Consider the following 21,518-nt stretch of genomic DNA (forward strand, 5'->3'; position numbering starts at 1 on the left):
AATATGGTGGCGCGATATGACCCAACAATCTCCCTATTCCGCGGCCGTTGCCGAACAACGTCATCAGGAGTGGCTGCGCTTTGTGGCGCTGCTACAGCAGGCCTATGCGCAGGATCTGCATCTACCGTTGCTGCAGCTCATGCTGACCCCTGATGAGCGTGAAGCGCTGGGGACTCGGGTGCGCATTATCGAAGAGCTGCTGCGCGGTGAGATGAGCCAGCGCGAGCTGAAAAATGAGCTCGGTGCCGGCATTGCGACCATTACCCGCGGGTCCAACAGCCTGAAGTCGGCGCCGGTTGAGCTGCGCCAGTGGCTGGAGCAGACGCTATTGGCTAGCGATAAATAGCGTTGTGGAACGGGCTTAACGCCAGCACGACCGCCTGATGGTAAACGCTGCTGCGGGTTAATTTGCCGCCGGTGAAAACCCCAATCGCTCCCTCTTTACGACCAATCTGATCGATGCCGGTATACTGCGACATGACCGGCCCGAGGGCTTCGCCAGCGCGAACCTGCTCAAGAATAACGTCAGGCAACGGCAGCGTGGCTGAGCGCGCTTCTCCGCGCTGGCTGGCGCTTTCGATGACCACCCAGCTAAAGGTACTGTCATCGTCAATTCCGGCTTCGATGGCGACCCAGAAATCGGCATGGGGCTGGGCAAGGCGCGCATTGGCGACGCGATTTCGTGCGCCAGCGCGCGTTTCCTCGCTGCCGAAGGGCTGTTCCGGCACGCCGCTCTCGACGGAGACGGACTCAATGTGGCAGGATCCTTCGCCGAAAATCTCGTCAAAAGCCTGCAGAATTGCCTGAATTTTGGCGGGATTAGTGGTCGCTGAGACAACATGGTGCATAATCAAAACAACTCAGAATAAACTAACGTCATCGCAGTATACTCTAAATCACCCCCAGGGCAGTCGGTAATGCCCGCAAGCGGTCGATAACGAGTTCAGAACGGAAAAAAAGCATGTTACAGGTATACCTTGTTCGCCACGGTGAAACGCAGTGGAACGCCGAGCGACGTATTCAGGGTCAGTCCGACAGCCCGCTGACCGCACACGGTGAGCGCCAGGCCTGGCAGGTTGGCGAGCGCGCCAGAACGCTGGGGATCACCCATATCATTACCAGCGATCTGGGGCGAACCCGTCGCACAGCAGAGATTATCGCCGAAGCCTGCGGCTGCAGCGTGATCGCTGATGCGCGCCTGCGCGAGCTGGATATGGGAGTGCTGGAGAAGCGCCATATTGACTCGCTCAGCGAAGAAGAAGAGGGCTGGCGCCGCCAGTTGGTCAACGGCACGCCGGATGGTCGCATTCCGCAGGGCGAATCGATGCAGGAGCTTAGCGAACGTATGCATGCGGCGCTGGCCGCCTGTCTGGAATTACCGGCCGGTAGTCGACCGCTGCTGGTGAGTCATGGTATCGCGCTGGGCTGCCTGGTGAGTACGATTTTAGGGCTGCCGGCATACGCAGAGCGTCGTCTGCGCCTGCGCAACTGCTCGATCTCGCGCGTCGATTATCAGCAAAGCCCGTGGCTGGCTTCCGGCTGGGTGGTGGAAACGGCGGGCGACGTCTCGCATCTTGACGCCCCCGCGATGGACGAGCTGCAGCGTTAACGGCGGATCGGGATCAGATACTCGCAGCGCAACTGAATCGGCGTGGCCTGATCCCGGCTTTCATCTTCAGGATAGAAGCGTTCAATATCCAGCCCCTTGCGACGCGTCAGGTTCAGCATCGGCATGCAGGTGCCGTAGACCGTCAGGATGAATTCCTGCAGGCCGGTACCCAGCCCTTCATACGTAAACATGACATACTCGCCGCCCTCCAGCGTCACCGGATGGGCGTTCTGCAGGTGGCCGTTAGCCATCTCCGGCGTCAGCGCGGTGGTATAGAACACTTCCTGCTCATCGTCTTTCTCCAGGCTCGGACGCGGTTCATGCAGCCCGTAGAGCACCGGGGGGATCGACGGCGAGTTGCCGAGGAAATCTCGCCAGAACTGGACCCGCATCTGGTTGCGGAAGTCGGAGATTTCCTCCAGCTTACAGGTATAGCTCTGAGTCACACCGAGCAGTTGAGTCGTGGGTAGGGCGACAAATTCATGTTTCGGCAGGGTAAACTCGCCAAGACGTAGCGGCGGACGCATACCGAACGAGCTCCAGTCCGGCGAGCGGCGGTAGAGAGCCGGCGTCAGCGAGAATTGCTTCTTGAACGCCCGGGTGAAGGTCTGCTGGGAGTCGAAACGGTACTGCAGCGCAATATCAAGGATTGGACGGGCGGTAAGGCGTAATGCGACAGCTGATTTCGACAACCGGCGCGCGCGAATATAGGCACCGATAGCGTGGCCGGTGACATCCTTAAACATTCGCTGCAGATGCCACTTGGAATAACCTGCCTTCGCCGCCACATTGTCCAGAGAAAGCGGCTGATCCAGGTGACCTTCCAGCCAGCTAAGGAGATCGCGAATAATCCCTGCTTGATCCATAAAATGTCCCCATCCTTAAACACAGGTGCCTGATATTAAAGTAGCGGATAATAGCATTTTTTGATGTTTTAGCATTCAGTGTTTTTTTTGCTTTTAAATGCGGTAGGTCAGTGGATCTGAACGATAATTTTGTAAAGCTGTGATCTATAAACCTTTTCTGCTAAGTCCGTGATAATCACTTAGCTATATTTTTTAATAATGGTAACAATATGAAATACAAGAAGTTTGCGATGGGCCTGCTGTTGCTGGCCTGCTGTCAGATTGCTCAGGCGGAGCAGATTGGTTCCGTGGATACGGTCTTCAAATGGTTAGGACCGGATCACAAAATTGTCGTCGAAGCCTTTGACGATCCGGATGTCCAGAACGTGACCTGCTATATCAGCCGGGCGAAGACCGGCGGGATCAAAGGCGGGCTGGGTCTGGCGGAGGATACCTCCGACGCGGCCATCTCCTGCCAGCAGGTCGGGCCGATTGAGCTGACGGACAAAATCAAAAATGGCAAAAGCCAGGGTGACGTGGTGTTCCAGAAGCGCACCTCGCTGGTGTTTAAAAAGCTACAGGTCGTTCGCTTCTATGATGCGAAACGCAATGCGCTGGTCTACCTGACCTATTCGGATAAAGTAGTTGATGGTTCGCCGAAGAACGCCATCAGCGCCGTGCCGATTATGCCCTGGAATAAATAAACGGGAGCGCGCATGCAGCAGCCATGGATTTGGTTAGTTGAGGATGAACAGAGTATCGCCGATACCCTGGTTTATATGCTCCAGCAGGAGGGCTTCCAGGTCACCGTCTTCGACCGCGGGTTGCCCGCGCTGGAGGCGGCGGCGCATCAGGCGCCCGATGTCGCCATCCTCGACGTTGGCTTGCCGGATATCAGCGGCTTCGAGCTCTGTCGGCGCCTGCTGACACGTTATCCGGCGCTACCGGTGCTGTTTCTCACGGCGCGGAGCGATGAGGTCGATAAGCTGCTGGGGCTGGAAATCGGCGCTGACGATTACATCGCCAAGCCGTTTTCGCCGCGCGAAGTTTGCGCGCGGGTGCGCAGCGTGCTGCGACGGCTGCAAAAATTTGCCGCGCCTTCGTCGGTAGTTCGCGTCGGCGAGTTTGTGCTTGACGAGCAGGCGGCGTCGATAAGCTGGTTCGGCCAGCGCCTGAACCTGACGCGCTATGAATTTCTGCTGTTGAAAACTTTGCTTCACGCGCCCGGTCGCGTTTTCTCCCGTCAGCAGCTGATGGAGCGGGTATGGAGCGATGCCTGGGAAAGCCTCGACCGCACCGTCGACACCCACATCAAAACCCTGCGCGCTAAACTGCGGGCCGTGAATCCTGATTTGTCGCCAATCAATACCCATCGCGGGATGGGTTACAGCCTGGGGCGCTGCTGATGCGCATCGGCATGCGCCTGCTGCTGGGCTATTTTCTTATCGTCGCGATCGCCGCTTGGTTTGTACTGTCGATCTTTGTCCAGGAAGTGAAGCCGGGCGTGCGCCGGGCGACGGAGGGGACCCTCAACGATACCGCCACCCTGCTGGCGGCGCTGGCGCGTGAGGACCTGCTGGCGGCAAACCCGCAGCAGGGCAGGCTGGCGCAGGCCTTTCAACAGCTCAACCAGCAGCGGCTAAACGCCAACATTGGCGGAATTAAAAAGGTGCGTAATGAGTACCGCGTCTATCTGACCGATGCCCGGGGCAAGGTCGTGTTTGACTCCAGTGGAGAGGCGACAGGGCAGGACTATTCACGCTGGAACGACGTCTGGCTCACCCTGCGCGGGCAGTATGGCGCGCGCAGTTCGCGCAGCGATCCGCATGATGAAGCCAGCTCGGTGATGTATATCGCCGCGCCGGTGATGGATAAGGGGCGGATTATCGGCGTGCTGAGCGTCGGTAAACCCAACCTGGCGATGACGCCGGTCATTAAGCGCAGCGAGCGGCGGATCCTCTGGGCCGGCGGCGCCCTGCTGGGCATTGCGCTGTTGATCGGCTGCGGCGTCGTCTGGTGGATCAATTTCTCTATCGGTAAGCTGGTGCGCTATGCGGACTCCGTGACCGCTGACCGCCCGCTGCCGTTGCCGGAGGTCGGCAGCAGCGAACTGCGTAAGCTGGCCCAGGCGCTGGAGAGCATGCGGGTGAAGCTCGAAGGCAAAAACGCCATCGAAAACTATGTCTATGACCTGACGCACGAGCTGAAAAGTCCGCTGGCGGCTATTCGCGGTGCGGCGGAGATTCTGCGCGAAGGGCCGCCGCCTGCGGTGGCGGCGCGGTTTACTGAGAATATCCTTGCGCAGAACACCCGCATGCAGCTGCTGGTGGAGCGGTTACTCCAGCAGGCGCGACTGGAAAGCCGGCTGGAGATAAAGCTACAGCCGGTGTCGATAGATGCGCTATACCAACGCCTGGCGGAGGAGCGCGACATCGCCCTGGCGGCGAAAGCCATTACTCTGCGCTGGCAGGCGAGTGGGATGCTGGTCAATGGCGATGGCGAACTGCTGGCCCAGGCGCTGGGTAATCTGCTCGACAACGCGATTGATTTTACCCCCCAGGGCGGCGAGATCGCCCTGGGGGTAGAGAAACGAAATGCAGAGGTGCAACTGAGCGTAACGGATAACGGATGCGGTATTCCGGACTATGCCCTGACGCGGATCTTTGAGCGGTTCTACTCGCTACCGCGTGAAGACGGCCACAAGAGCAGCGGCCTTGGGCTGGCCTTCGTTCGTGAAGTGGCGCGCCTGCATCATGGCGATATCCGTCTGCGCAATCGGCCCGAAGGCGGCGTGGTCGCTACGCTGAGACTTCACCGTCCCTTCACATAGCTTCAAATTCTCCCCACACAGCCGCCCTATGGTGAGGCCATCACGATAGGGAGAAAGCTATGTTGAAATCACCGTTATTCTGGAAAATCACCACGCTAATAGGCTGTATTGTGCTGTTATCTCTACCTTTAATGATGGTCAGGGAGCTCATCAATGAGCGGGCTGATTATCGCAGCGAGGTAGTGGACGCCATTGAGCAGAGCACCAGCGGTTCGCAAAAACTCGCCGGGCCGCTGATCGCTATTCCGGTAACCGAGACGCTGACCCGCAGGGAGAACCAAAAAGAGGTCGCCTATCAGCGTAGCTGGGTGTACTACTGGCTGCCGGAGTCGCTGGCGGTCACCGGCAAACAGACCGTGGAGTCGAGAAGGGTGGGCATCTACAGCGGGCAGGTATGGCATAACGCCCTGCAGATTAAGGCCACCTTCGATCCGCTGCGTCTGGCGTCGCTGCGAAAAACGCATATCACCCTGGGCCTGCCGCGGCTGGTGGTGAGCGTTGGCGATGCCCGCGGCATTGGCGCCATCCATGCCCCGGAGGTCAATGGTAACGTATTAAGCGTGGAGCCGGGGCTGGGGATCAGCGGCGATGGGGCGGGCATCCATATGCCGATGCCTGCGCTAGCGGAGGACAACAAACCGCTTGAGATTGCTTTTTCGCTCGATCTGAACGGAACGGGCGCATTTTCACTAGCGCCGCTCGGGCGCAACAGCGAGCTGCAGCTGACCAGTAACTGGCCGCATCCCGGCTTTCTCGGCAGCTTCCTGCCAACGAAACGCGAAGTGAATGCTGCCGGCTATCGCGCCCACTGGCAAAGCAGCTGGTTCGCCAATGATATGGGCAGCTATTTCAAGGATGATATGGAGATCCCGTGGTCGCGCTTACCGGCGTTCAGTGCCGATGTCATGTCGCTTGCCGACCAGTACCAGCTAACCGATCGGGCGACAAAATATGCCATCCTGTTAATCGGGCTGACGTTTATGGCCTTTTTCGCTTTCGAGAGCCTGACCCATCGACCCCTGCATCCGATGCAATATTTGCTGGTGGGCTTATCGCTGGTGCTGTTTTACCTGGTGCTGCTGGCGCTTTCGGAGCACATTGGATTTACCGCCGCCTGGCTGGCCGCCAGTCTGTGCGGCGCGGTAATGAATGGGATCTACCTCCAGGCGGTGCTCAGGGGATGGCGTAACAGCCTGCTGTTTGTCGCCGCGCTGTTGCTGCTGGATGGGGTGATGTGGTTTCTGCTGCACTCCGAGGACAGCGCGCTGCTGTTGGGGACCGGTGTGCTGGCGCTGGCGCTGAGCATTCTGATGTTTTTGACCCGGCGAGTGGACTGGTATGCGTTATCGTTACCGAAAGGCAGTGCGCCTCCGCCGCCGTCTGCTGATGACGACAAACTGCGCCTGTGGAAAGAGTGACGGCATAAAAAAACGGCGCCCTCGGGCGCCGTTTTCACATCATAGCTGCGGAATAACTCGCATTATTCCTGCAGATCGCCACAGAAACGGTAACCTTCACCGTGAATGGTAGCGATGATTTCCGGAGTATCCGGAGTGGATTCGAAGTGTTTACGAATCCGACGAATGGTCACGTCAACGGTACGGTCATGCGGCTTCAGCTCGCGACCGGTCATTTTCTTCAGCAGCTCGGCACGAGACTGAATTTTGCCCGGGTTTTCGCAGAAGTGCAGCATCGCGCGGAATTCACTGCGCGGCAGCTTGTACTGTTCGCCGTTCGGGCTAACCAGGGAACGGCTGTTGATATCGAGTTCCCAGCCGTTGAACTTGTAGCTTTCCACGCTGCGACGCTCTTCGCTCACGGTACCGAGGTTCATGGTACGGGAGAGCAGGTTGCGCGCGCGGATAGTCAGTTCACGCGGGTTAAACGGTTTAGTGATATAGTCGTCAGCGCCGATTTCGAGGCCAAGGATCTTATCCACTTCGTTGTCGCGGCCGGTTAAGAACATCAGCGCGACGTCGGCCTGCTCGCGCAGCTCGCGCGCCAGCAGAAGACCATTTTTACCCGGCAGGTTGATATCCATGATCACCAGGTTGATATCATTTTCAGACAGGATCTGATGCATTTCCGCGCCATCGGTCGCTTCGAATACATCGTAACCTTCTGCTTCGAAAATACTTTTTAACGTGTTGCGTGTTACCAACTCGTCTTCAACGATAAGAATGTGCGGGGTCTGCATGTTTGCTACCTAAATTGCCAACTAAATCGAAACAGGAAGTACCAAAGTCCCTGACCTGCCTGGTGCATGTCGCAAATTAACATGCGCGGCGTAACATGACTAAAGTACGTAATTGCGTTCTTGATGCACTTTCCATCAACGTCAACAACATCATTAGCTTGGTCGTGGGTACTTTCCCTCTGGACCCGACGGTGTCAAAAACGGCTGACATCCTAACCATTTTAACAGCAACATAACAGGCTAAGAGAGGCCGAACACCCAATAAAACTACGCTTCGTTGACATATATCAAGTTCAATTGTAGCACGTTAACAGTCTTGTGAAATCATTGCATCGCCATGCTCTTTATAGTCACAATCTTTACCCGGCTCAACTAGTTGCGTGGATAAATTAATAAATACAGTGAATCCAATGTCTGGAACGATGCGTCAGATGAAATTTCATTGCCCATCATATGGATAAATGGGTTCTGTTAACATACTCCTTGTCATGGCCTCCTGAGAACAGTTTAGATTTTTTTATGGGTAAGAAAACGCAATTTTAGTGATTTTTGTTGCAAATTTGTAAATTTTCACCGCGTAAAATGGGGGGCTCCGCGCCTCAGACAACGCCTGAGAGAGAGAATGAAACCGCAATGCGTTTAACGATTATTTTGGTCGGTCCTGCCCGGGCCGAGAACGTCGGTGCCGCCGCCAGGGCGATGAAAACTATGGGATTTCGCGATCTGCGGATCGTGGACAGTGAAGCCCATCTGGCGCCGGCGGCACGCTGGGTGGCGCACGGCTCAGGCGACATCCTCGATGGCATCACCACCTATTCCACCCTTGCTGAGGCGCTGCACGACGTCGATTTTACCGTCGCCACCACCGCCCGCAGTCGCGCGCGGTTTCACTATTACGCCACGCCGCAGCAGTTGTTGCCGCTGCTGGAGGAGAAGGCGAACTGGATGACCCATACCGCGCTGGTATTTGGCCGTGAAGACGCCGGATTGACCAATGAGGAGCTGGCCCTGGCCGATGTGCTGACCGGCGTGCCGATGGTCGCGGATTATCCGTCGCTGAACCTCGGTCAGTCGGTGATGGTTTACTGCTATCAATTAGCATCGCTTATGCAACAATCGGCTCCCGCCGCTGCCGCGGCAGACCATCATCAGCTGCAGGCGTTGCGCCTCCGCACCATGGCCTTGCTTTCGCGTCTGGGCGTGGAGGACGATGCCAAACTGGCCGACTGGCTGTCGCAACGATTGGGGCTGCTGCAGCAGCGAGACACGGCAATGTTGCATCGTTTGCTGCATGATATTGAAAAAAACCTACCAGAATAAAGTTCTGTCATATTTTTTATTTATGGTTGCATGTACTGTTTTTACGGGAGGTGTTCCGCCAATCTGGGTGTTTTTTCTTGTCGGGGTGGCGCAATACGTAAGCCGGCTGAAATGGGGTTAATTGAGAAATTCATTGACTTAAGACGGCAGATACTTTAACCAATATAGGCAGGACACACAGACAGATAAAAATACAGAGTACACAACATCCATGAATCGCATCGGCATGATTACCACCATTATCACCACCACCATTACCACAGGTAACGGTGCGGGCTGACGCGTACAGGAAACACAGAAAAAAGCCCGCACCTGAACAGTGCGGGCTTTTTTTTTGACAAGAGATCAAGGGGTAAGAACCATGCGAGTGTTGAAGTTCGGCGGTACATCAGTGGCAAATGCGGAACGGTTTCTGCGGGTTGCCGATATTCTGGAGAGTAATGCCAGGCAGGGGCAGGTAGCGACCGTCCTGTCTGCCCCGGCGAAGATCACTAACCATCTGGTAGCGATGATTGAAAAGACCATTGGCGGCCAGGATGCCCTCCCCAATATTGCCGACGCTGAACGCATTTTTGCCGAACTTCTTCAGGGCCTTGCCGACGCCCAGCCCGCTTTCCCGCTCGCCCAGTTGAAAGCCTTTGTTGAGCAGGAGTTTGCTCAGATTAAGCATGTCCTGCACGGTATTAGCCTGCTGGGTCAGTGCCCGGATAGCGTCAATGCCGCGCTGATCTGCCGAGGCGAAAAGCTCTCCATCGCCATCATGGCGGGTCTGCTGGAAGCCCGTGGTCATAAAGTCAGTGTCATTAACCCGGTGGAAAAACTGCTTGCCGTTGGTCACTACATGGAGTCCACGGTCGATATCGCCGAATCCACCCGCCGCATCGCCGCCAGCCAGATCCCGGCAGACCATATGATCCTGATGGCCGGGTTTACCGCTGGCAATGAGAAGGGGGAGCTGGTGGTGCTGGGGCGCAACGGCTCCGACTATTCGGCTGCGGTGCTGGCCGCCTGCCTGCGCGCCGATTGCTGCGAAATCTGGACCGATGTCGACGGAGTGTACACTTGCGACCCGCGCCAGGTGCCGGATGCGCGTCTGCTGAAATCGATGTCTTATCAGGAGGCGATGGAGCTCTCCTATTTTGGCGCGAAAGTGCTGCACCCGCGCACCATCGCCCCTATCGCCCAATTCCAAATCCCATGTCTGATTAAAAATACTGGCAACCCGCAGGCGCCGGGAACGCTCATCGGCGCCAGCCGCGACGAGGACGATCTGCCGGTTAAAGGCATCTCTAACCTCAACAACATGGCGATGTTCAACGTTTCCGGGCCGGGGATGAAAGGCATGGTCGGCATGGCCGCCCGCGTCTTCGCCACCATGTCCCGCGCCGGCATCTCGGTAGTGCTGATCACCCAATCCTCCTCCGAGTACAGCATCAGTTTCTGCGTGCCGCAGAGCGACTGCGCGCGAGCCAAACGGGCGATGGAAGATGAGTTTTACCTCGAGCTGAAAGAGGGACTGCTGGAGCCGCTGGCCATTATGGAGCGTCTGGCTATTATCTCGGTGGTGGGCGACGGGATGCGCACCCTGCGCGGTATCTCGGCAAAGTTTTTTGCCGCGCTGGCCCGCGCCAATATCAATATCGTGGCGATTGCTCAGGGCTCCTCCGAGCGCTCCATTTCGGTGGTGGTTAGCAATGACGATGCTACCACCGGCGTGCGCGTGACCCATCAGATGCTGTTCAACACCGATCAGGTGATCGAAGTGTTCGTCATCGGCGTCGGCGGCGTCGGCGGCGCGCTGCTGGAGCAGATCAAACGCCAGCAGGGTTGGCTGAAGAGCAAACATATCGATCTGCGCGTTTGCGGCGTGGCCAACTCTCAGGCGCTGCTGACCAGCGTGCATGGTCTGAATCTGGAAAACTGGAGTGAAGCGCTGGCGGAGGCGAAAGAACCCTTTAATCTCGGTCGCCTGATCCGCCTGGTAAAAGAGTACCACCTGCTGAATCCGGTGATCGTCGACTGTACCTCCAGCCAGGCGGTCGCCGATCAGTACGCCGACTTCCTGCGCGAAGGTTTCCATGTGGTCACGCCGAATAAAAAGGCCAATACCTCTTCACTGGATTACTATCATCAGCTGCGCCACGCGGCGAGCAGCTCGCGCCGCAAGTTCCTCTATGACACGAACGTTGGCGCTGGCCTGCCGGTGATTGAGAACCTGCAGAACCTGCTCAACGCCGGCGATGAACTGCGCCATTTCTCCGGGATCCTTTCCGGCTCCCTGTCGTTTATCTTCGGCAAGCTGGATGAGGGGGGGAGTTTCTCGGCGGCGACGGCAATGGCCCGTGAGATGGGGTATACCGAGCCGGATCCGCGCGACGATTTATCCGGGGTGGACGTCGCGCGTAAGCTGCTGATTCTGGCCCGTGAGACCGGACGTGAACTGGAGCTGTCGGACATTATCGTCGAGTCGGCGCTGCCGGCGGACTTCGACGCCAGCGGTGATGTCGAGACCTTTATGGCTCGCCTGCCGTCGCTGGATGATGAGTTCGCCTCGCGGATTGCTAAGGCGCGCGATGAAGGTAAAGTCTTGCGCTATGTCGGTAATATCGAAGAGGATGGTACCTGCCGGGTGAAAATTGCCGCCGTTGACGGTAACGATCCGCTGTACAAAGTCAAAAATGGCGAGAACGCGCTGGCCTTTTACAGCCACTATTATCAGCCATTGCCGCTGGTGCTGCGCGGCTATGGTGCCGGGAACGACGTCACGGCGGCCGGCGTATTCGCCGACCTGCTGCGCACCCTTTCCTGGAAGTTAGGAGTTTAAGATGGTCAAAGTATATGCCCCGGCTTCCAGTGCCAATATGAGCGTCGGGTTTGATGTGTTGGGCGCGGCGGTCACGCCGGTCGATGGCACGCTGCTTGGCGACAACGTCACTGTCGAAGCGGCGGAGCAATTCAGCCTGCAGAATCTGGGACGCTTCGCCAGCAAACTGCCGACGGCGCCGCAGGAGAACATTGTTTACCAGTGCTGGGAAAGCTTTTGCCGGGAGATCGGTAAGACGGTGCCGGTGGCGATGACGCTGGAAAAAAACATGCCGATTGGTTCCGGGCTGGGTTCCAGCGCCTGCTCGGTGGTCGCCGCGCTGGTGGCGATGAACGAGTTTTGCGGTAAGCCGCTGAACGAGACGCGCATGCTGGCGCTGATGGGGGAGATGGAAGGGCGTATCTCCGGCAGCATTCACTACGACAACGTGGCGCCGTGCTATCTTGGCGGCATGCAGTTGATGATCGAAGAGAATGGGATTATCAGCCAGCAGGTGCCCGGGTTTGATGAGTGGCTGTGGGTGCTGGCCTATCCGGGGATTAAAGTCTCCACCGCCGAAGCGCGGGCGATTCTGCCGGCGCAGTACCGCCGTCAGGATTGTATCGCCCATGGTCGCCACCTCGCGGGCTTTATTCATGCCTGCTACACCCGCCAGCCGCAGCTGGCGGCAAAATTGATGAAAGATGTGATTGCCGAACCGTACCGAACCAAACTGCTGCCGGGCTTTAGCGAAGCGCGTCAGGCGGCCATGGAGATGGGCGCCCAGGCTTGCGGCATCTCCGGCTCTGGCCCAACGCTATTCGCGTTGTGCGATAAGCCGGACACCGCACAGCGCGTCGCCGACTGGCTTGGCGCGCACTATCTACAGAATCAGGAAGGCTTTGTTCATATTTGCCGGCTGGATACGGCGGGCGCACGCGTAGTGGGATAACCAATGAAACTGTATAACTTAAAAGATCACAATGAGCAGGTCAGCTTTGCGCAGGCCGTTACCCAGGGACTTGGCAAGCATCAGGGCCTGTTCTTTCCGCACGATCTGCCGGAATTCAGCCTGACTGAAATCGACGATATGCTGGCGCAGGACTTTGTCACCCGCAGCGCCAAAATTTTATCCGCCTTTATCGGCGATGAGATCCCGCAGGATGTCCTGCAGCAGCGGGTCCGCGCGGCGTTTGCGTTTCCGGCGCCGGTGAGCAAGGTTCAGGAGGATGTCGGCTGTCTGGAACTGTTCCATGGCCCCACGCTGGCGTTCAAGGATTTCGGCGGCCGCTTTATGGCGCAGATGCTGACCCACATTGCGGGCGACAAGCCGGTCACCATCCTCACGGCGACCTCTGGCGATACTGGTGCGGCGGTGGCGCATGCTTTCTATGGTCTGCCGAACGTTAAGGTGGTGATCCTCTATCCGCGCGGCAAGATCAGCCCGCTGCAGGAGAAGCTGTTCTGTACTCTCGGCGGCAACATCGAAACCGTGGCGATTGACGGCGACTTCGACGCCTGCCAGGCGCTGGTGAAGCAGGCGTTTGACGATGAAGAACTGAAGGCGACGCTGGGGCTGAACTCGGCTAACTCCATTAACATCAGCCGCCTGCTGGCGCAGATCTGCTACTACTTCGAAGCGGCGGCGCAGCTGCCGCAGGAAGCCCGCAATCAGCTGGTGATTTCTGTGCCGAGCGGCAACTTCGGCGATCTGACCGCCGGTCTGCTGGCGAAGTCGCTGGGTCTGCCGATCAAACGCTTTATCGCTGCCACCAACGCCAACGACACTGTTCCGCGCTATCTGCAGGGCGGCGAGTGGGCGCCAAAAGCCACCCAGGCGACGCTGTCCAACGCCATGGACGTCAGCCAGCCGAACAACTGGCCGCGTGTCGAAGAGCTGTTCCGCCGTAAAATCTGGCGTCTCAGCGAGCTGGGCTATGCCGCGGTCGATGATGAGACCACCAAAGCGGCAATGCGCGAGCTGAAGGCCATCGGCTACATCTCTGAGCCGCACGCGGCGATTGCCTGGCGCGCGCTGCGCGATCAGCTGCAGCCGGGAGAGTACGGTCTGTTCCTCGGCACCGCCCATCCGGCGAAGTTCAAAGAGAGCGTGGAGGAGATCCTGCAGGAGACCCTGCCGCTGCCGAAAGAGCTGGCCGACCGCGCCGACCTGCCGCTGCTGTCTCACAACCTGCCGGCGGATTTCGCCGCGCTGCGTAAGCTGATGATGGGCTAAATCCTTACCGTCCCCCTGTCGCGTCGAACGCCGCAGGGGGACGCTTACTTACTGCTCGTGGCGTTTAAACACCAGTTCGCCTTTCTCCGATGCCTCCGCATCAAAGAAATAGCCTTCGCTATTAAAGGATTTCAGCTGCTCCGGCTGGGTTAAGCGATTTTCAATAATGTAGCGGCTCATCAGGCCACGGGCTTTCTTGGCATAGAAGCTGATCACTTTGAATTTGCCGTTCTTCTCATCGAGGAAGACCGGCTTGATCAGCTGGCCCTGCAATTTTTGCGTTTTCACCGATTTAAAATACTCATCGGAAGCCAGGTTGATGACGATATCGTCGCCCTGAGCCTGCAGCGCCTGATTCAGCTTCTCGGTAATGGTATCGCCCCAGAACTGGTACAGATCTTTACCGCGCGGGTTTTCCAGACGGATCCCCATCTCCAGGCGGTAGGGCTGCATCAGGTCCAGCGGGCGCAGCACGCCATACAGGCCGGAGAGCATGCGCAGGTGTCGCTGGGCGAAGTCAAAGTCGTCCTCAGTGAGCGTCTCTGCCTGCAGGCCGGTGTAGACATCGCCCTTAAAGGCGAGGATCGCCTGGCGGGCATTTTGCGGCGTAAAGTCAGGGTGCCAGTCGTGGAAACGGGTGGCGTTCAGATCCGCCAGCTTGTCGCTGATGCTCATCAGCTTGCCGATTTGCGGCGCGGTCAGCTGACGGGCGATGCTGATAAGCTCTTGAGAATACTCGAGGAGTTCGGGCTGGGTATAGCGAGTCGTTGCCAGCGGGCTTTGATAATCGAGCGTTTTAGCAGGTGAAATCAGAATCAGCATATCCAGTCCTTGCAGGTAATTTCGACGAATTTTAACAAAAAAAGTGCATGGTGGGATCGATAGCTGCGATTGCCGCGTTATTCGCGCGGCAGTTCATTCCACGCGCCCGGGGCCAGCTGCTGGTGAATCTCGGGATAGCGCGATGCATCAAAAGTGGGCTGGATGCCCAGCTGGCGCTGACGCAGATAATCACTGGCGATAATTCGCACCGTCGGGGAGAGCAGCAGGATGGCCGTCAGGTTGGTCATCGCCATCAGCGCCATAATGATATCCGCGCTCTGCCAGACGACCGGCAGGCTAACCAGGGTCCCCAACAGCACCATCAGGACGGTGAGTATTCGCAGACCCCAGATATAACGCGGCTTATCCAGATGCAGAAAGATCAGATTATTTTCCGCATACACGTAGTTGGCCACGATAGAGCTAAAAGCGAACAGCAGCACGATGAGGGCGATAAAATCCGCTCCCCAGCCGCCGACCAGCACGCTCATCGCGTGTTGCAAGTCCTGAATACCATTGAGCGTATATTCATTGTCGGGCCGCGGCGCCAGCATGACGATAATCGCGCTGGCGGTACAGATCACGATGGTATCGATAAACACGCCTATCATCTGCACGATACCCTGCGCCGCCGGGTGCGGCGGCCATGAGGCGGCGGCTGCGGCGGCGTTAGGCGAAGAGCCCATCCCTGCTTCATTGGAGAACATGCCGCGCTGAAAGCCGCTGGTCAGCGCCTGGCTGATGGTGTAGCCCACCGCGCCGGCGGCGGCTTCCTGCCAGCCGAAGGCGCAGCGAAAGATGGTGGCGAAAATCGTCGGCAGGGCGGTGATATGCCACAGGCCGATAAGCAGGCTGGTGGCGATCCATAGCAGCGCCATGATGGGCACTATCCACTGCATCAGGCGCGCCACGCCGCGTAAACCGCGGAGGATGGCCAGCAGAACGACAACCGCCAGCACGCCGCCGCTGACCGCCGCCGGCAGATCGAACGCATAGCGCAGGGCATGGGCCACGGAGTTAGCCTGCACGGTATTGAAGATAAAACCATAGGCCAGCAGCAGGAGGATCGAAAACAGCACGCCCATCCAGCGCATGCCGAGCCCGCGCGCCATATACCAGGCCGGGCCGCCGCGAAACTGGCCGCGGCTATCGCGTTCTTTATACAACTGGGCAAGGGAACATTCGGCGAAGCTGCTGGCCATGCCGAGCAGGGCGGAGACCCACATCCAGAATACCGCTCCTGGTCCGCCGGCGGCGATGGCCAGCGTGACGCCGGCAAGATTACCGCTGCCAACCCGGGCGGCAAGACTGGTACATAACGCCTGAAATGAGGTTAAACCGCCCGGCTGCGGGTGCAGGCTTTTTTTCAGACTGCGGCTAAATTTGCGCACGTAACGGAACTGAATACCCCGGGTTTGCCAGCTAAACCAGATGCCGGCGCCCAGTAGCAGATAAATCATCACTGAGCCCCAGAGTATTTCATTGATAAATGAGAGAAAATCAGGCATTAAACATCCTCTTGTCCATGCCGGCACGCCAGTGTAAGCGTTACCAATTAAGTGACAATCCTTGCGCTTTCAGCAAATTAATCTGCATAGTTTATCACACTCTGCGCTCTTCTCTCGTCGGCGGTTGCGCTGACCCGGCAGCGTGTTATCATCTGGGCAGACCGGTTACATCCCCTTAACTGCTGTTTAAGAGAAATATATCATGACGGATAAATTAACTTCTCTGCGTCAGTACACCACTGTCGTCGCTGACACCGGAGATATTGCGGCAATGAAGCTGTATCAGCCTCAGGATGCCACCACCAACCCTTCCCTGATCCTCGGCGCGGCTCAGATCCCTGAGTACCGTAAGCTGATTGACGACGCTGTGGCCTGGGCTCGTAGCCAGAGCAGCGATCGCGCGCAGCAGATCCTTGATGCTTCCGATAAGCTGGCGGTGAACATCGGTCTCGAAATCCTGAAACTGATCCCGGGCCGTATCTCCACCGAAGTGGATGCACGTCTCTCCTACGACACCGAAGCGTCTATCGCCAAAGCTAAGCGCATCATCAAGCTGTATAACGACGCGGGCATCAGCAACGATCGTATTCTGATCAAGCTGGCTTCCACCTGGCAGGGCATTCGCGCCGCTGAGCAGCTGGAAAAAGAAGGCATCAACTGCAACCTGACCCTGCTGTTCTCCTTCGCTCAGGCTCGTGCTTGCGCCGAAGCGGGCGTCTTCCTGATTTCGCCGTTCGTTGGTCGTATCCTCGACTGGTACAAAGCCAACACCGACAAGAAAGAGTACGCGCCGGCAGAAGATCCGGGCGTGGTTTCCGTCAGCGAAATCTACGAGTACTACAAGCAGCACGGTTATGAAACCGTAGTGATGGGCGCTAGCTTCCGTAACGTTGGTGAAATTCTCGAACTGGCTGGCTGTGACCGCCTGACCATCGCGCCAGCGCTGCTGAAAGAGCTGTCCGAGAGCGAAGGGGCCGTTGAGCGTAAACTGGTGTACACCGGTGAAGTGAAAGCACGTCCGGAGCGTATTACCGAATCTGAATTCCTGTGGCAGCATAACCAGGATCCGATGGCGGTAGACAAACTGGCGGAAGGTATCCGTAAGTTTGCGATCGACCAGGAAAAACTGGAAAAAATGATCGGCGAACTGCTGTAATCCTGCAGGTGGCCGACGCCCGTCGGCCACATTACACTGTCTGTCCCGCCAGCAGCAGTGTATCATTTCGTTTAACGCTACAGTTTGAACGGAATAACCATGAATACCTTACGAATCGGCTTAGTTTCCATTTCCGATCGCGCCTCCAGCGGCGTCTATCAGGACAAAGGCATCCCGGCACTGGAAGAGTGGCTGGCGCGTGCCCTCACTACCCCTTTTGAACTGCAGACTCGCCTGATTCCGGATGAGCAGGTCATTATTGAGCAAACGCTGTGCGAACTGGTTGACGAGATGGGGTGCCACCTGGTGCTGACCACCGGCGGAACCGGCCCTGCGCGTCGCGATGTGACGCCCGACGCCACGCTGGCGATTGCCGATCGCGAGATGCCGGGCTTCGGCGAGCAAATGCGCCAGGTTAGCCTACACTTTGTGCCGACGGCGATCCTTTCCCGGCAGGTCGGGGTGATCCGCAAGCAGGCGCTGATCCTCAATCTACCCGGACAACCGAAAGCGATTCAGGAGACCCTGGAAGGGGTGAAAGATGCTGACGGCAACGTGCTGGTGCACGGTATTTTCGCAAGTGTACCTTATTGTGTACAGTTGCTGGAGGGGCCTTATGTGGAAACCGATGGCCGTGTGGTAGAAGCATTTCGTCCAAAAAGCGCCAGACGCGAAACTTTATCCTGAATTTGATGCATTTGTGACATAACCTGCATCGCTGATGGTGTGCCGTTTTATTTACGATATAGTGCTGTTTACTTTACACACTATAAAATACGCTGCACACCTCAGGATGAAATCGCGTTATGTCATATGCAAACCGACCGCTCAACCGCCAGGATTATAAAACGCTAACGCTGGCCGCCCTTGGCGGCGCGCTGGAGTTTTATGACTTTATCATCTTCGTTTTCTTCGCCGCCGTCGTCGGCGAGCTCTTCTTCCCCGCGGATATTCCGGAATGGCTGCGCCAGGTACAGACCTTTGGCATTTTCGCCGCCGGTTACCTGGCGCGTCCGCTGGGGGGGATCATCATGGCCCACTTTGGCGATCTGGTAGGGCGCAAGAAAATGTTTACCCTCAGCATTCTGCTGATGGCGGTGCCGACCCTGGCGATTGGTCTGCTGCCGACCTACAGCTCAGTGGGCATCGTCGCGCCGCTGCTGTTGCTGCTGATGCGTATCCTGCAGGGGGCGGCGATCGGCGGCGAGGTGCCTGGCGCCTGGGTGTTTGTCGCCGAGCATGTTCCGGAAAAACGCATTGGTATCGCCTGCGGCACGCTGACGGCCGGCCTGACCGTAGGCATCCTGCTGGGATCGGTGGTGGCGACGCTTATCAACACCAGCCTGACGCCGCAGGGGATCCACGACGGCGGCTGGCGGATCCCCTTCCTGCTGGGGGGCGTATTTGGCCTGGTGGCGATGTATCTGCGCCGCTGGCTGCAGGAGACGCCGATTTTTCTTGAGATGCAGCAGCGCAAAGCGCTGGCGCAGGAACTGCCGGTAAAGGCGGTCGTCCTCAAGCACCAGAAGGCGGTGGCGGTCTCTATGCTGCTGACCTGGCTGCTGTCGGCAGGCGTGGTGGTGGTGATCCTGATGTCGCCGGTCTGGCTGCAGAAACACTATGGCTTCGCCCCGGCGATGACCCTGCAGGCCAACAGCATTGCCACGATTATGTTGTGCATCGGCTGTCTGCTCGCCGGGCTGGCGGCGGACCGCTTCGGCGCCAGCCGCACCTTTATCGTCGGCAGCCTGCTGCTGGCGGTTGCCAGCTGGGCATTTTATCACCTGTCCGGCGCCAGCCCGCAGCGGCTGTTTCTGCTGTACGGTACGGTGGGACTCTGCGTGGGCGTGGTGGGGGCGGTGCCTTATGTCATGGTGCGGGCATTCCCGGCGGAAGTGCGCTTCACCGGCATCTCCTTTTCCTACAATCTGTCGTACGCGATTTTTGGCGGCCTGACGCCGATTGCCGTCACGATGCTGATGGGGGTGTCGCCGATGGCCCCGGCCTGGTATGTTCTGGCCTTGTCGCTGATGGGCTTGGGATTAGGTATCTGGCTGCGTCAGGGGCTGACGGCTGCGAGGTTGCCGGAAGGGGAGCTGCAGCGCTAAGCAGGGTTTACCGATGATGACCAGCCGCCGCCCTGTCACAGGGCGGCGGCGGAAGATTAACGCGGTTCGCCGATCGGCAACACGGTGCGGCCGAACTGCTCGTTCAGCACTTCGCCCATCGCCAGGTAAATGGCGCTGGCGCCGCAGATCAGGCCGATCCAGCCGGCTACTTTCACGATGCCTTCGTTATCTACCAGATGCCCAATCGCCAGCAGCGCGAACAGCACCGTCAGGCTCAGGAACACGAACTGCAGCATACGTGCGGCTTTCAGCGTGCCGAAGAACATGAACAACGTAAAAATACCCCACAGGCCGAGATACATACCGAGGAAGTGCGCGTTCGGCGCATCAGCCAGGCCCATTTTCGGCATCAGAAGGATAGCAACCAGCGTCAGCCAGAAGCTGCCGTAGGAGGTAAAAGCGGTCAAGCCAAAGGTGTTGCCTTTTTTGTATTCCAGCAGGCCGGCAAAAATTTGCGCAATGCCACCGTAAAAAATGCCCATCGCCAGGATAGCTACATCGAATGCGAAGAGGCCGCTATTCGCCAGATTAAGCAGAATAGTGGTCATGCCGAAGCCCATAAGGCCCAGCGGTGCCGGATTAGCCAACTTAGTGTTGCCCATAATTCCTCAAAATTATCATTAAAAGGGAAGCATTACCCCGCGACTTGGCGGCGGGGCGCGGCATAATAATGAGGCGCGTAAAGGCTGTCTATGATCTGGCGGGGTATTTTTCACCAATTTCAGTTGCGCCCGACGACGAGTGGAGCATTTGTCGTAAACAGGCAATTTGCAGGACCGCGGGGATGGTGACCCGATAAGCGCTGCCGCTCACCGCTTTCACGCTGTTCAGCGCGGCGCCAAGCGGCCCCCCCAGCCCGGCGCCGCGTACCAGGCCATGACCGATGACGCTCACGGCGGCGTGCGTGCGCAGGGTGGCGGTTAACCGCTCATCCAGTAGCAGGGCAACGCCTTCACTCAGCTTGCGGCGTCTCAACAGATGGGGCAGCAGGCTTTCCAGCTCATGACTCCGGCACTCCACCGCGGCGAGAAACTGCGTTTTTTGTGCCGCATCCAGCTTATTCCAGCTGTGCTGCAGAAAATGCGTCAACAACTGTTGCTCGATCTGCGGCGTCGTCATCTGTTTATTGACCTTTGCCTTCAGCCTCTTACACACATCCAGCAGGATGGCGCGATAAAATTTGCCATGGCGGCGCAGCGTATTGGCGATGCTGTCGCCGCCGAAATGCTGTAGCTCGCCGGCGATCAACTGCCAGTTGCGGCGATAGCGCTCCGGGTGGCCCTCCATAGACAGAAAGGTCTCGTTGCGCAGCAGCGTACTGGAGAGACGGGGTTTGCCATTTTCCCCGTGGGTCAGAATACGGGTAAACGCTTCCAGATGCGCCTCGCTGCACTCAGGCAGAAAGGCGAGATCGTCATCATCCAGATAGTTAATATGCATAACGTTTTCTCTCGGGCAGGGGACGACGTTAGTCGTCGCCGACAATTTTCAGTGAGGCCATATCTGAGGAGTTGACCGTGTGGCCGGAGAAGGCGATTTTTTTCACACAGCGCTTGTTGTCGTTATCGCTGTTGAGGGAGATCCAGCCGGTGGTGTGGCCCTCTTTGATCCCGGCGGGCACGTTCAGGGTGTGGCTGGCGCCGTGGCTGGCCTTAAAGTAGACCGTTGCTCCGGAGAGCTGAATATCGCCGCGTTCGGCGCTGAGCTGAATACGTTTGACCACCCGGCAGACGGGAAGCTTCAGCGTCAGATCGTTGGTCTCATTGCGCGGCATGGCTATCACGCCGAGGATCTTATGGTCGTTGGCGGCCGCCGAGGTGATAACTGACACGCTAAGGATAAGCCCCGCTGAAAGCCGGAATAGTGATTTCATTAATCTGTCCCCTGAATAAGTAAAGTGCGAGGGCGGGGATCTTATCACTGCGAAAACGGGGCTTTTAGCGCACAAGTATTGCGTTTTATGTCAATGATATTATGAATATATTTGGTTATTTTATTCGTTATTTATATGGATGTTTCGCCATCTTTTTTGCCGCCCGGCAATATCCTTTGCTGAGCCATCG

At 57.6% G+C, this 21,518-nt stretch carries 23 protein-coding genes and 1 other annotated feature; of the genes, 15 read left to right on the forward strand and 8 right to left on the reverse strand.

Going from position 1 to position 21,518, the window contains the following annotated elements; all coding sequences use genetic code 11:
* Positions 1–16 precede the first annotated feature (16 nt).
* The gene (gene trpR, locus ABLV76_RS14520; protein ID WP_004204213.1) at positions 17–346 is read left to right on the forward strand and encodes a trp operon repressor; all 330 of its coding nucleotides are present in this window, start codon (positions 17–19) and stop codon (positions 344–346) included.
* Here the strand turns inward: trpR and yjjX are convergent.
* A complete protein-coding gene (gene yjjX / locus ABLV76_RS14525) occupies positions 333–848 on the reverse strand; it encodes an inosine/xanthosine triphosphatase (RefSeq protein WP_004204215.1) in 516 nt (171 codons plus the stop codon). The two genes, trpR and yjjX, sit on opposite strands and share 14 nt — an antisense overlap.
* Before the next feature lie 113 nt (positions 849–961).
* Between yjjX and gpmB the strand changes: the two genes are divergently transcribed.
* Positions 962–1,609: a 2,3-diphosphoglycerate-dependent phosphoglycerate mutase GpmB gene (gpmB, locus tag ABLV76_RS14530; protein ID WP_004204216.1), complete on the forward strand. Its 648-nt coding sequence runs from the start codon at positions 962–964 to the stop codon at positions 1,607–1,609.
* Here gpmB and robA read toward each other — a convergent pair.
* A complete protein-coding gene (gene robA, locus ABLV76_RS14535) occupies positions 1,606–2,475 on the reverse strand; it encodes an MDR efflux pump AcrAB transcriptional activator RobA (protein WP_004204217.1) in 870 nt (289 codons plus the stop codon). The genes gpmB and robA overlap by 4 nt on opposite strands.
* 209 nt (positions 2,476–2,684) lie before the next feature.
* Between robA and creA the strand changes: the two genes are divergently transcribed.
* Genes creA through creD form a run of 4 tightly spaced genes read left to right on the forward strand, consistent with a single transcriptional unit; the run spans position 2,685 to position 6,702 of the window.
* Positions 2,685–3,158, forward strand: a complete 474-nt coding sequence (gene creA, locus ABLV76_RS14540; RefSeq protein WP_032455527.1) for a protein CreA — start codon at positions 2,685–2,687, stop codon at positions 3,156–3,158.
* Positions 3,159–3,170: 12 nt separating this feature from the next.
* Positions 3,171–3,860: a two-component system response regulator CreB gene (gene creB / locus ABLV76_RS14545; RefSeq protein WP_064187927.1), complete on the forward strand. Its 690-nt coding sequence runs from the start codon at positions 3,171–3,173 to the stop codon at positions 3,858–3,860.
* Positions 3,860–5,284: a two-component system sensor histidine kinase CreC gene (creC, locus tag ABLV76_RS14550; protein ID WP_017901225.1), complete on the forward strand. Its 1,425-nt coding sequence runs from the start codon at positions 3,860–3,862 to the stop codon at positions 5,282–5,284. Before creB ends, creC begins: the two co-directional genes overlap by 1 nt.
* 59 nt (positions 5,285–5,343) lie before the next feature.
* Positions 5,344–6,702 (forward strand): cell envelope integrity protein CreD, encoded by a 1,359-nt coding sequence (gene creD / locus ABLV76_RS14555; RefSeq protein ID WP_069135399.1) that lies wholly within the window; start codon positions 5,344–5,346, stop codon positions 6,700–6,702.
* A 62-nt stretch (positions 6,703–6,764) separates the two neighbouring features.
* Here creD and arcA read toward each other — a convergent pair whose 3' ends face one another.
* Positions 6,765–7,481, reverse strand: coding sequence for a two-component system response regulator ArcA (arcA, locus tag ABLV76_RS14560; RefSeq protein ID WP_002887843.1), 717 nt, complete (start codon positions 7,479–7,481; stop codon positions 6,765–6,767).
* Positions 7,482–7,576: 95 nt separating this feature from the next.
* Between arcA and yjjY the strand changes: the two genes are divergently transcribed.
* The 6 genes from yjjY (at position 7,577) to thrC (ending at position 13,840) form a co-directional block, all read left to right on the forward strand.
* Entirely contained in the window at positions 7,577–7,717 is a 141-nt protein-coding gene (yjjY, locus tag ABLV76_RS14565) for a protein YjjY (protein WP_004146984.1), read from the forward strand.
* Positions 7,718–8,114: 397 nt separating this feature from the next.
* The gene (locus ABLV76_RS14570; RefSeq protein ID WP_004204223.1) at positions 8,115–8,801 is read left to right on the forward strand and encodes a tRNA/rRNA methyltransferase; all 687 of its coding nucleotides are present in this window, start codon (positions 8,115–8,117) and stop codon (positions 8,799–8,801) included.
* Between the two features lie 211 nt (positions 8,802–9,012).
* The gene (gene thrL, locus ABLV76_RS14575; protein WP_004222578.1) at positions 9,013–9,081 is read left to right on the forward strand and encodes a thr operon leader peptide; all 69 of its coding nucleotides are present in this window, start codon (positions 9,013–9,015) and stop codon (positions 9,079–9,081) included.
* Positions 9,020–9,137 (forward strand) — a sequence feature (Thr leader region). It overlaps the preceding gene by 62 nt.
* Positions 9,138–9,162: 25 nt before the next feature.
* Positions 9,163–11,625 carry a bifunctional aspartate kinase/homoserine dehydrogenase I gene (gene thrA, locus ABLV76_RS14580; protein ID WP_156234830.1) on the forward strand — a complete coding sequence of 821 codons (2,463 nt, stop codon included), beginning with the start codon at positions 9,163–9,165 and terminating at the stop codon, positions 11,623–11,625.
* A 1-nt stretch (position 11,626) separates the two neighbouring features.
* Positions 11,627–12,556, forward strand: coding sequence for a homoserine kinase (thrB, locus tag ABLV76_RS14585; RefSeq protein ID WP_002887853.1), 930 nt, complete (start codon positions 11,627–11,629; stop codon positions 12,554–12,556).
* A gap of 3 nt (positions 12,557–12,559) precedes the next feature.
* Positions 12,560–13,840 (forward strand): threonine synthase, encoded by a 1,281-nt coding sequence (thrC, locus tag ABLV76_RS14590; RefSeq protein WP_002887863.1) that lies wholly within the window; start codon positions 12,560–12,562, stop codon positions 13,838–13,840.
* 48 nt (positions 13,841–13,888) lie between these two features.
* Here thrC and yaaA read toward each other — a convergent pair whose 3' ends face one another.
* Positions 13,889–14,662, reverse strand: a complete 774-nt coding sequence (yaaA, locus tag ABLV76_RS14595; RefSeq protein ID WP_009309177.1) for a peroxide stress protein YaaA — start codon at positions 14,660–14,662, stop codon at positions 13,889–13,891.
* A 77-nt stretch (positions 14,663–14,739) separates the two neighbouring features.
* Positions 14,740–16,170: a sodium:alanine symporter family protein gene (locus ABLV76_RS14600; RefSeq protein ID WP_004204227.1), complete on the reverse strand. Its 1,431-nt coding sequence runs from the start codon at positions 16,168–16,170 to the stop codon at positions 14,740–14,742.
* A gap of 202 nt (positions 16,171–16,372) precedes the next feature.
* Here ABLV76_RS14600 and tal point away from each other — a divergent pair, with 202 nt between their 5' ends.
* The 3 genes from tal (at position 16,373) to ABLV76_RS14615 (ending at position 19,434) form a co-directional block, all read left to right on the forward strand.
* Complete coding sequence (gene tal / locus ABLV76_RS14605) at positions 16,373–17,326, forward strand: transaldolase (protein WP_004204228.1); 954 nt, start codon at positions 16,373–16,375, stop codon at positions 17,324–17,326.
* A gap of 99 nt (positions 17,327–17,425) precedes the next feature.
* The gene (gene mog, locus ABLV76_RS14610) at positions 17,426–18,013 is read left to right on the forward strand and encodes a molybdopterin adenylyltransferase (RefSeq protein WP_004204229.1); all 588 of its coding nucleotides are present in this window, start codon (positions 17,426–17,428) and stop codon (positions 18,011–18,013) included.
* Between the two features lie 119 nt (positions 18,014–18,132).
* A complete protein-coding gene (locus tag ABLV76_RS14615; RefSeq protein ID WP_004204230.1) occupies positions 18,133–19,434 on the forward strand; it encodes an MFS transporter in 1,302 nt (433 codons plus the stop codon).
* Between the two features lie 56 nt (positions 19,435–19,490).
* On the opposite strand, the gene satP is transcribed toward ABLV76_RS14615, so the two are convergent.
* From satP to ABLV76_RS14630, 3 genes are all read right to left on the reverse strand, one after another.
* Positions 19,491–20,057 carry an acetate uptake transporter gene (gene satP / locus ABLV76_RS14620; RefSeq protein WP_004204231.1) on the reverse strand — a complete coding sequence of 189 codons (567 nt, stop codon included), beginning with the start codon at positions 20,055–20,057 and terminating at the stop codon, positions 19,491–19,493.
* Between the two features lie 88 nt (positions 20,058–20,145).
* Positions 20,146–20,895 (reverse strand): acidic protein MsyB, encoded by a 750-nt coding sequence (gene msyB / locus ABLV76_RS14625; RefSeq protein ID WP_135683783.1) that lies wholly within the window; start codon positions 20,893–20,895, stop codon positions 20,146–20,148.
* 28 nt (positions 20,896–20,923) lie between these two features.
* Positions 20,924–21,328, reverse strand: coding sequence for a DUF2541 family protein (locus ABLV76_RS14630; RefSeq protein WP_048294143.1), 405 nt, complete (start codon positions 21,326–21,328; stop codon positions 20,924–20,926).
* Positions 21,329–21,518: the final 190 nt, after the last annotated feature.

The sequence above is a fragment of the Klebsiella sp. GB_Kp047 genome (genome assembly GCF_040065235.1).
GTDB classification, from domain to species: Bacteria; Pseudomonadota; Gammaproteobacteria; order Enterobacterales; family Enterobacteriaceae; genus Klebsiella; species Klebsiella quasipneumoniae.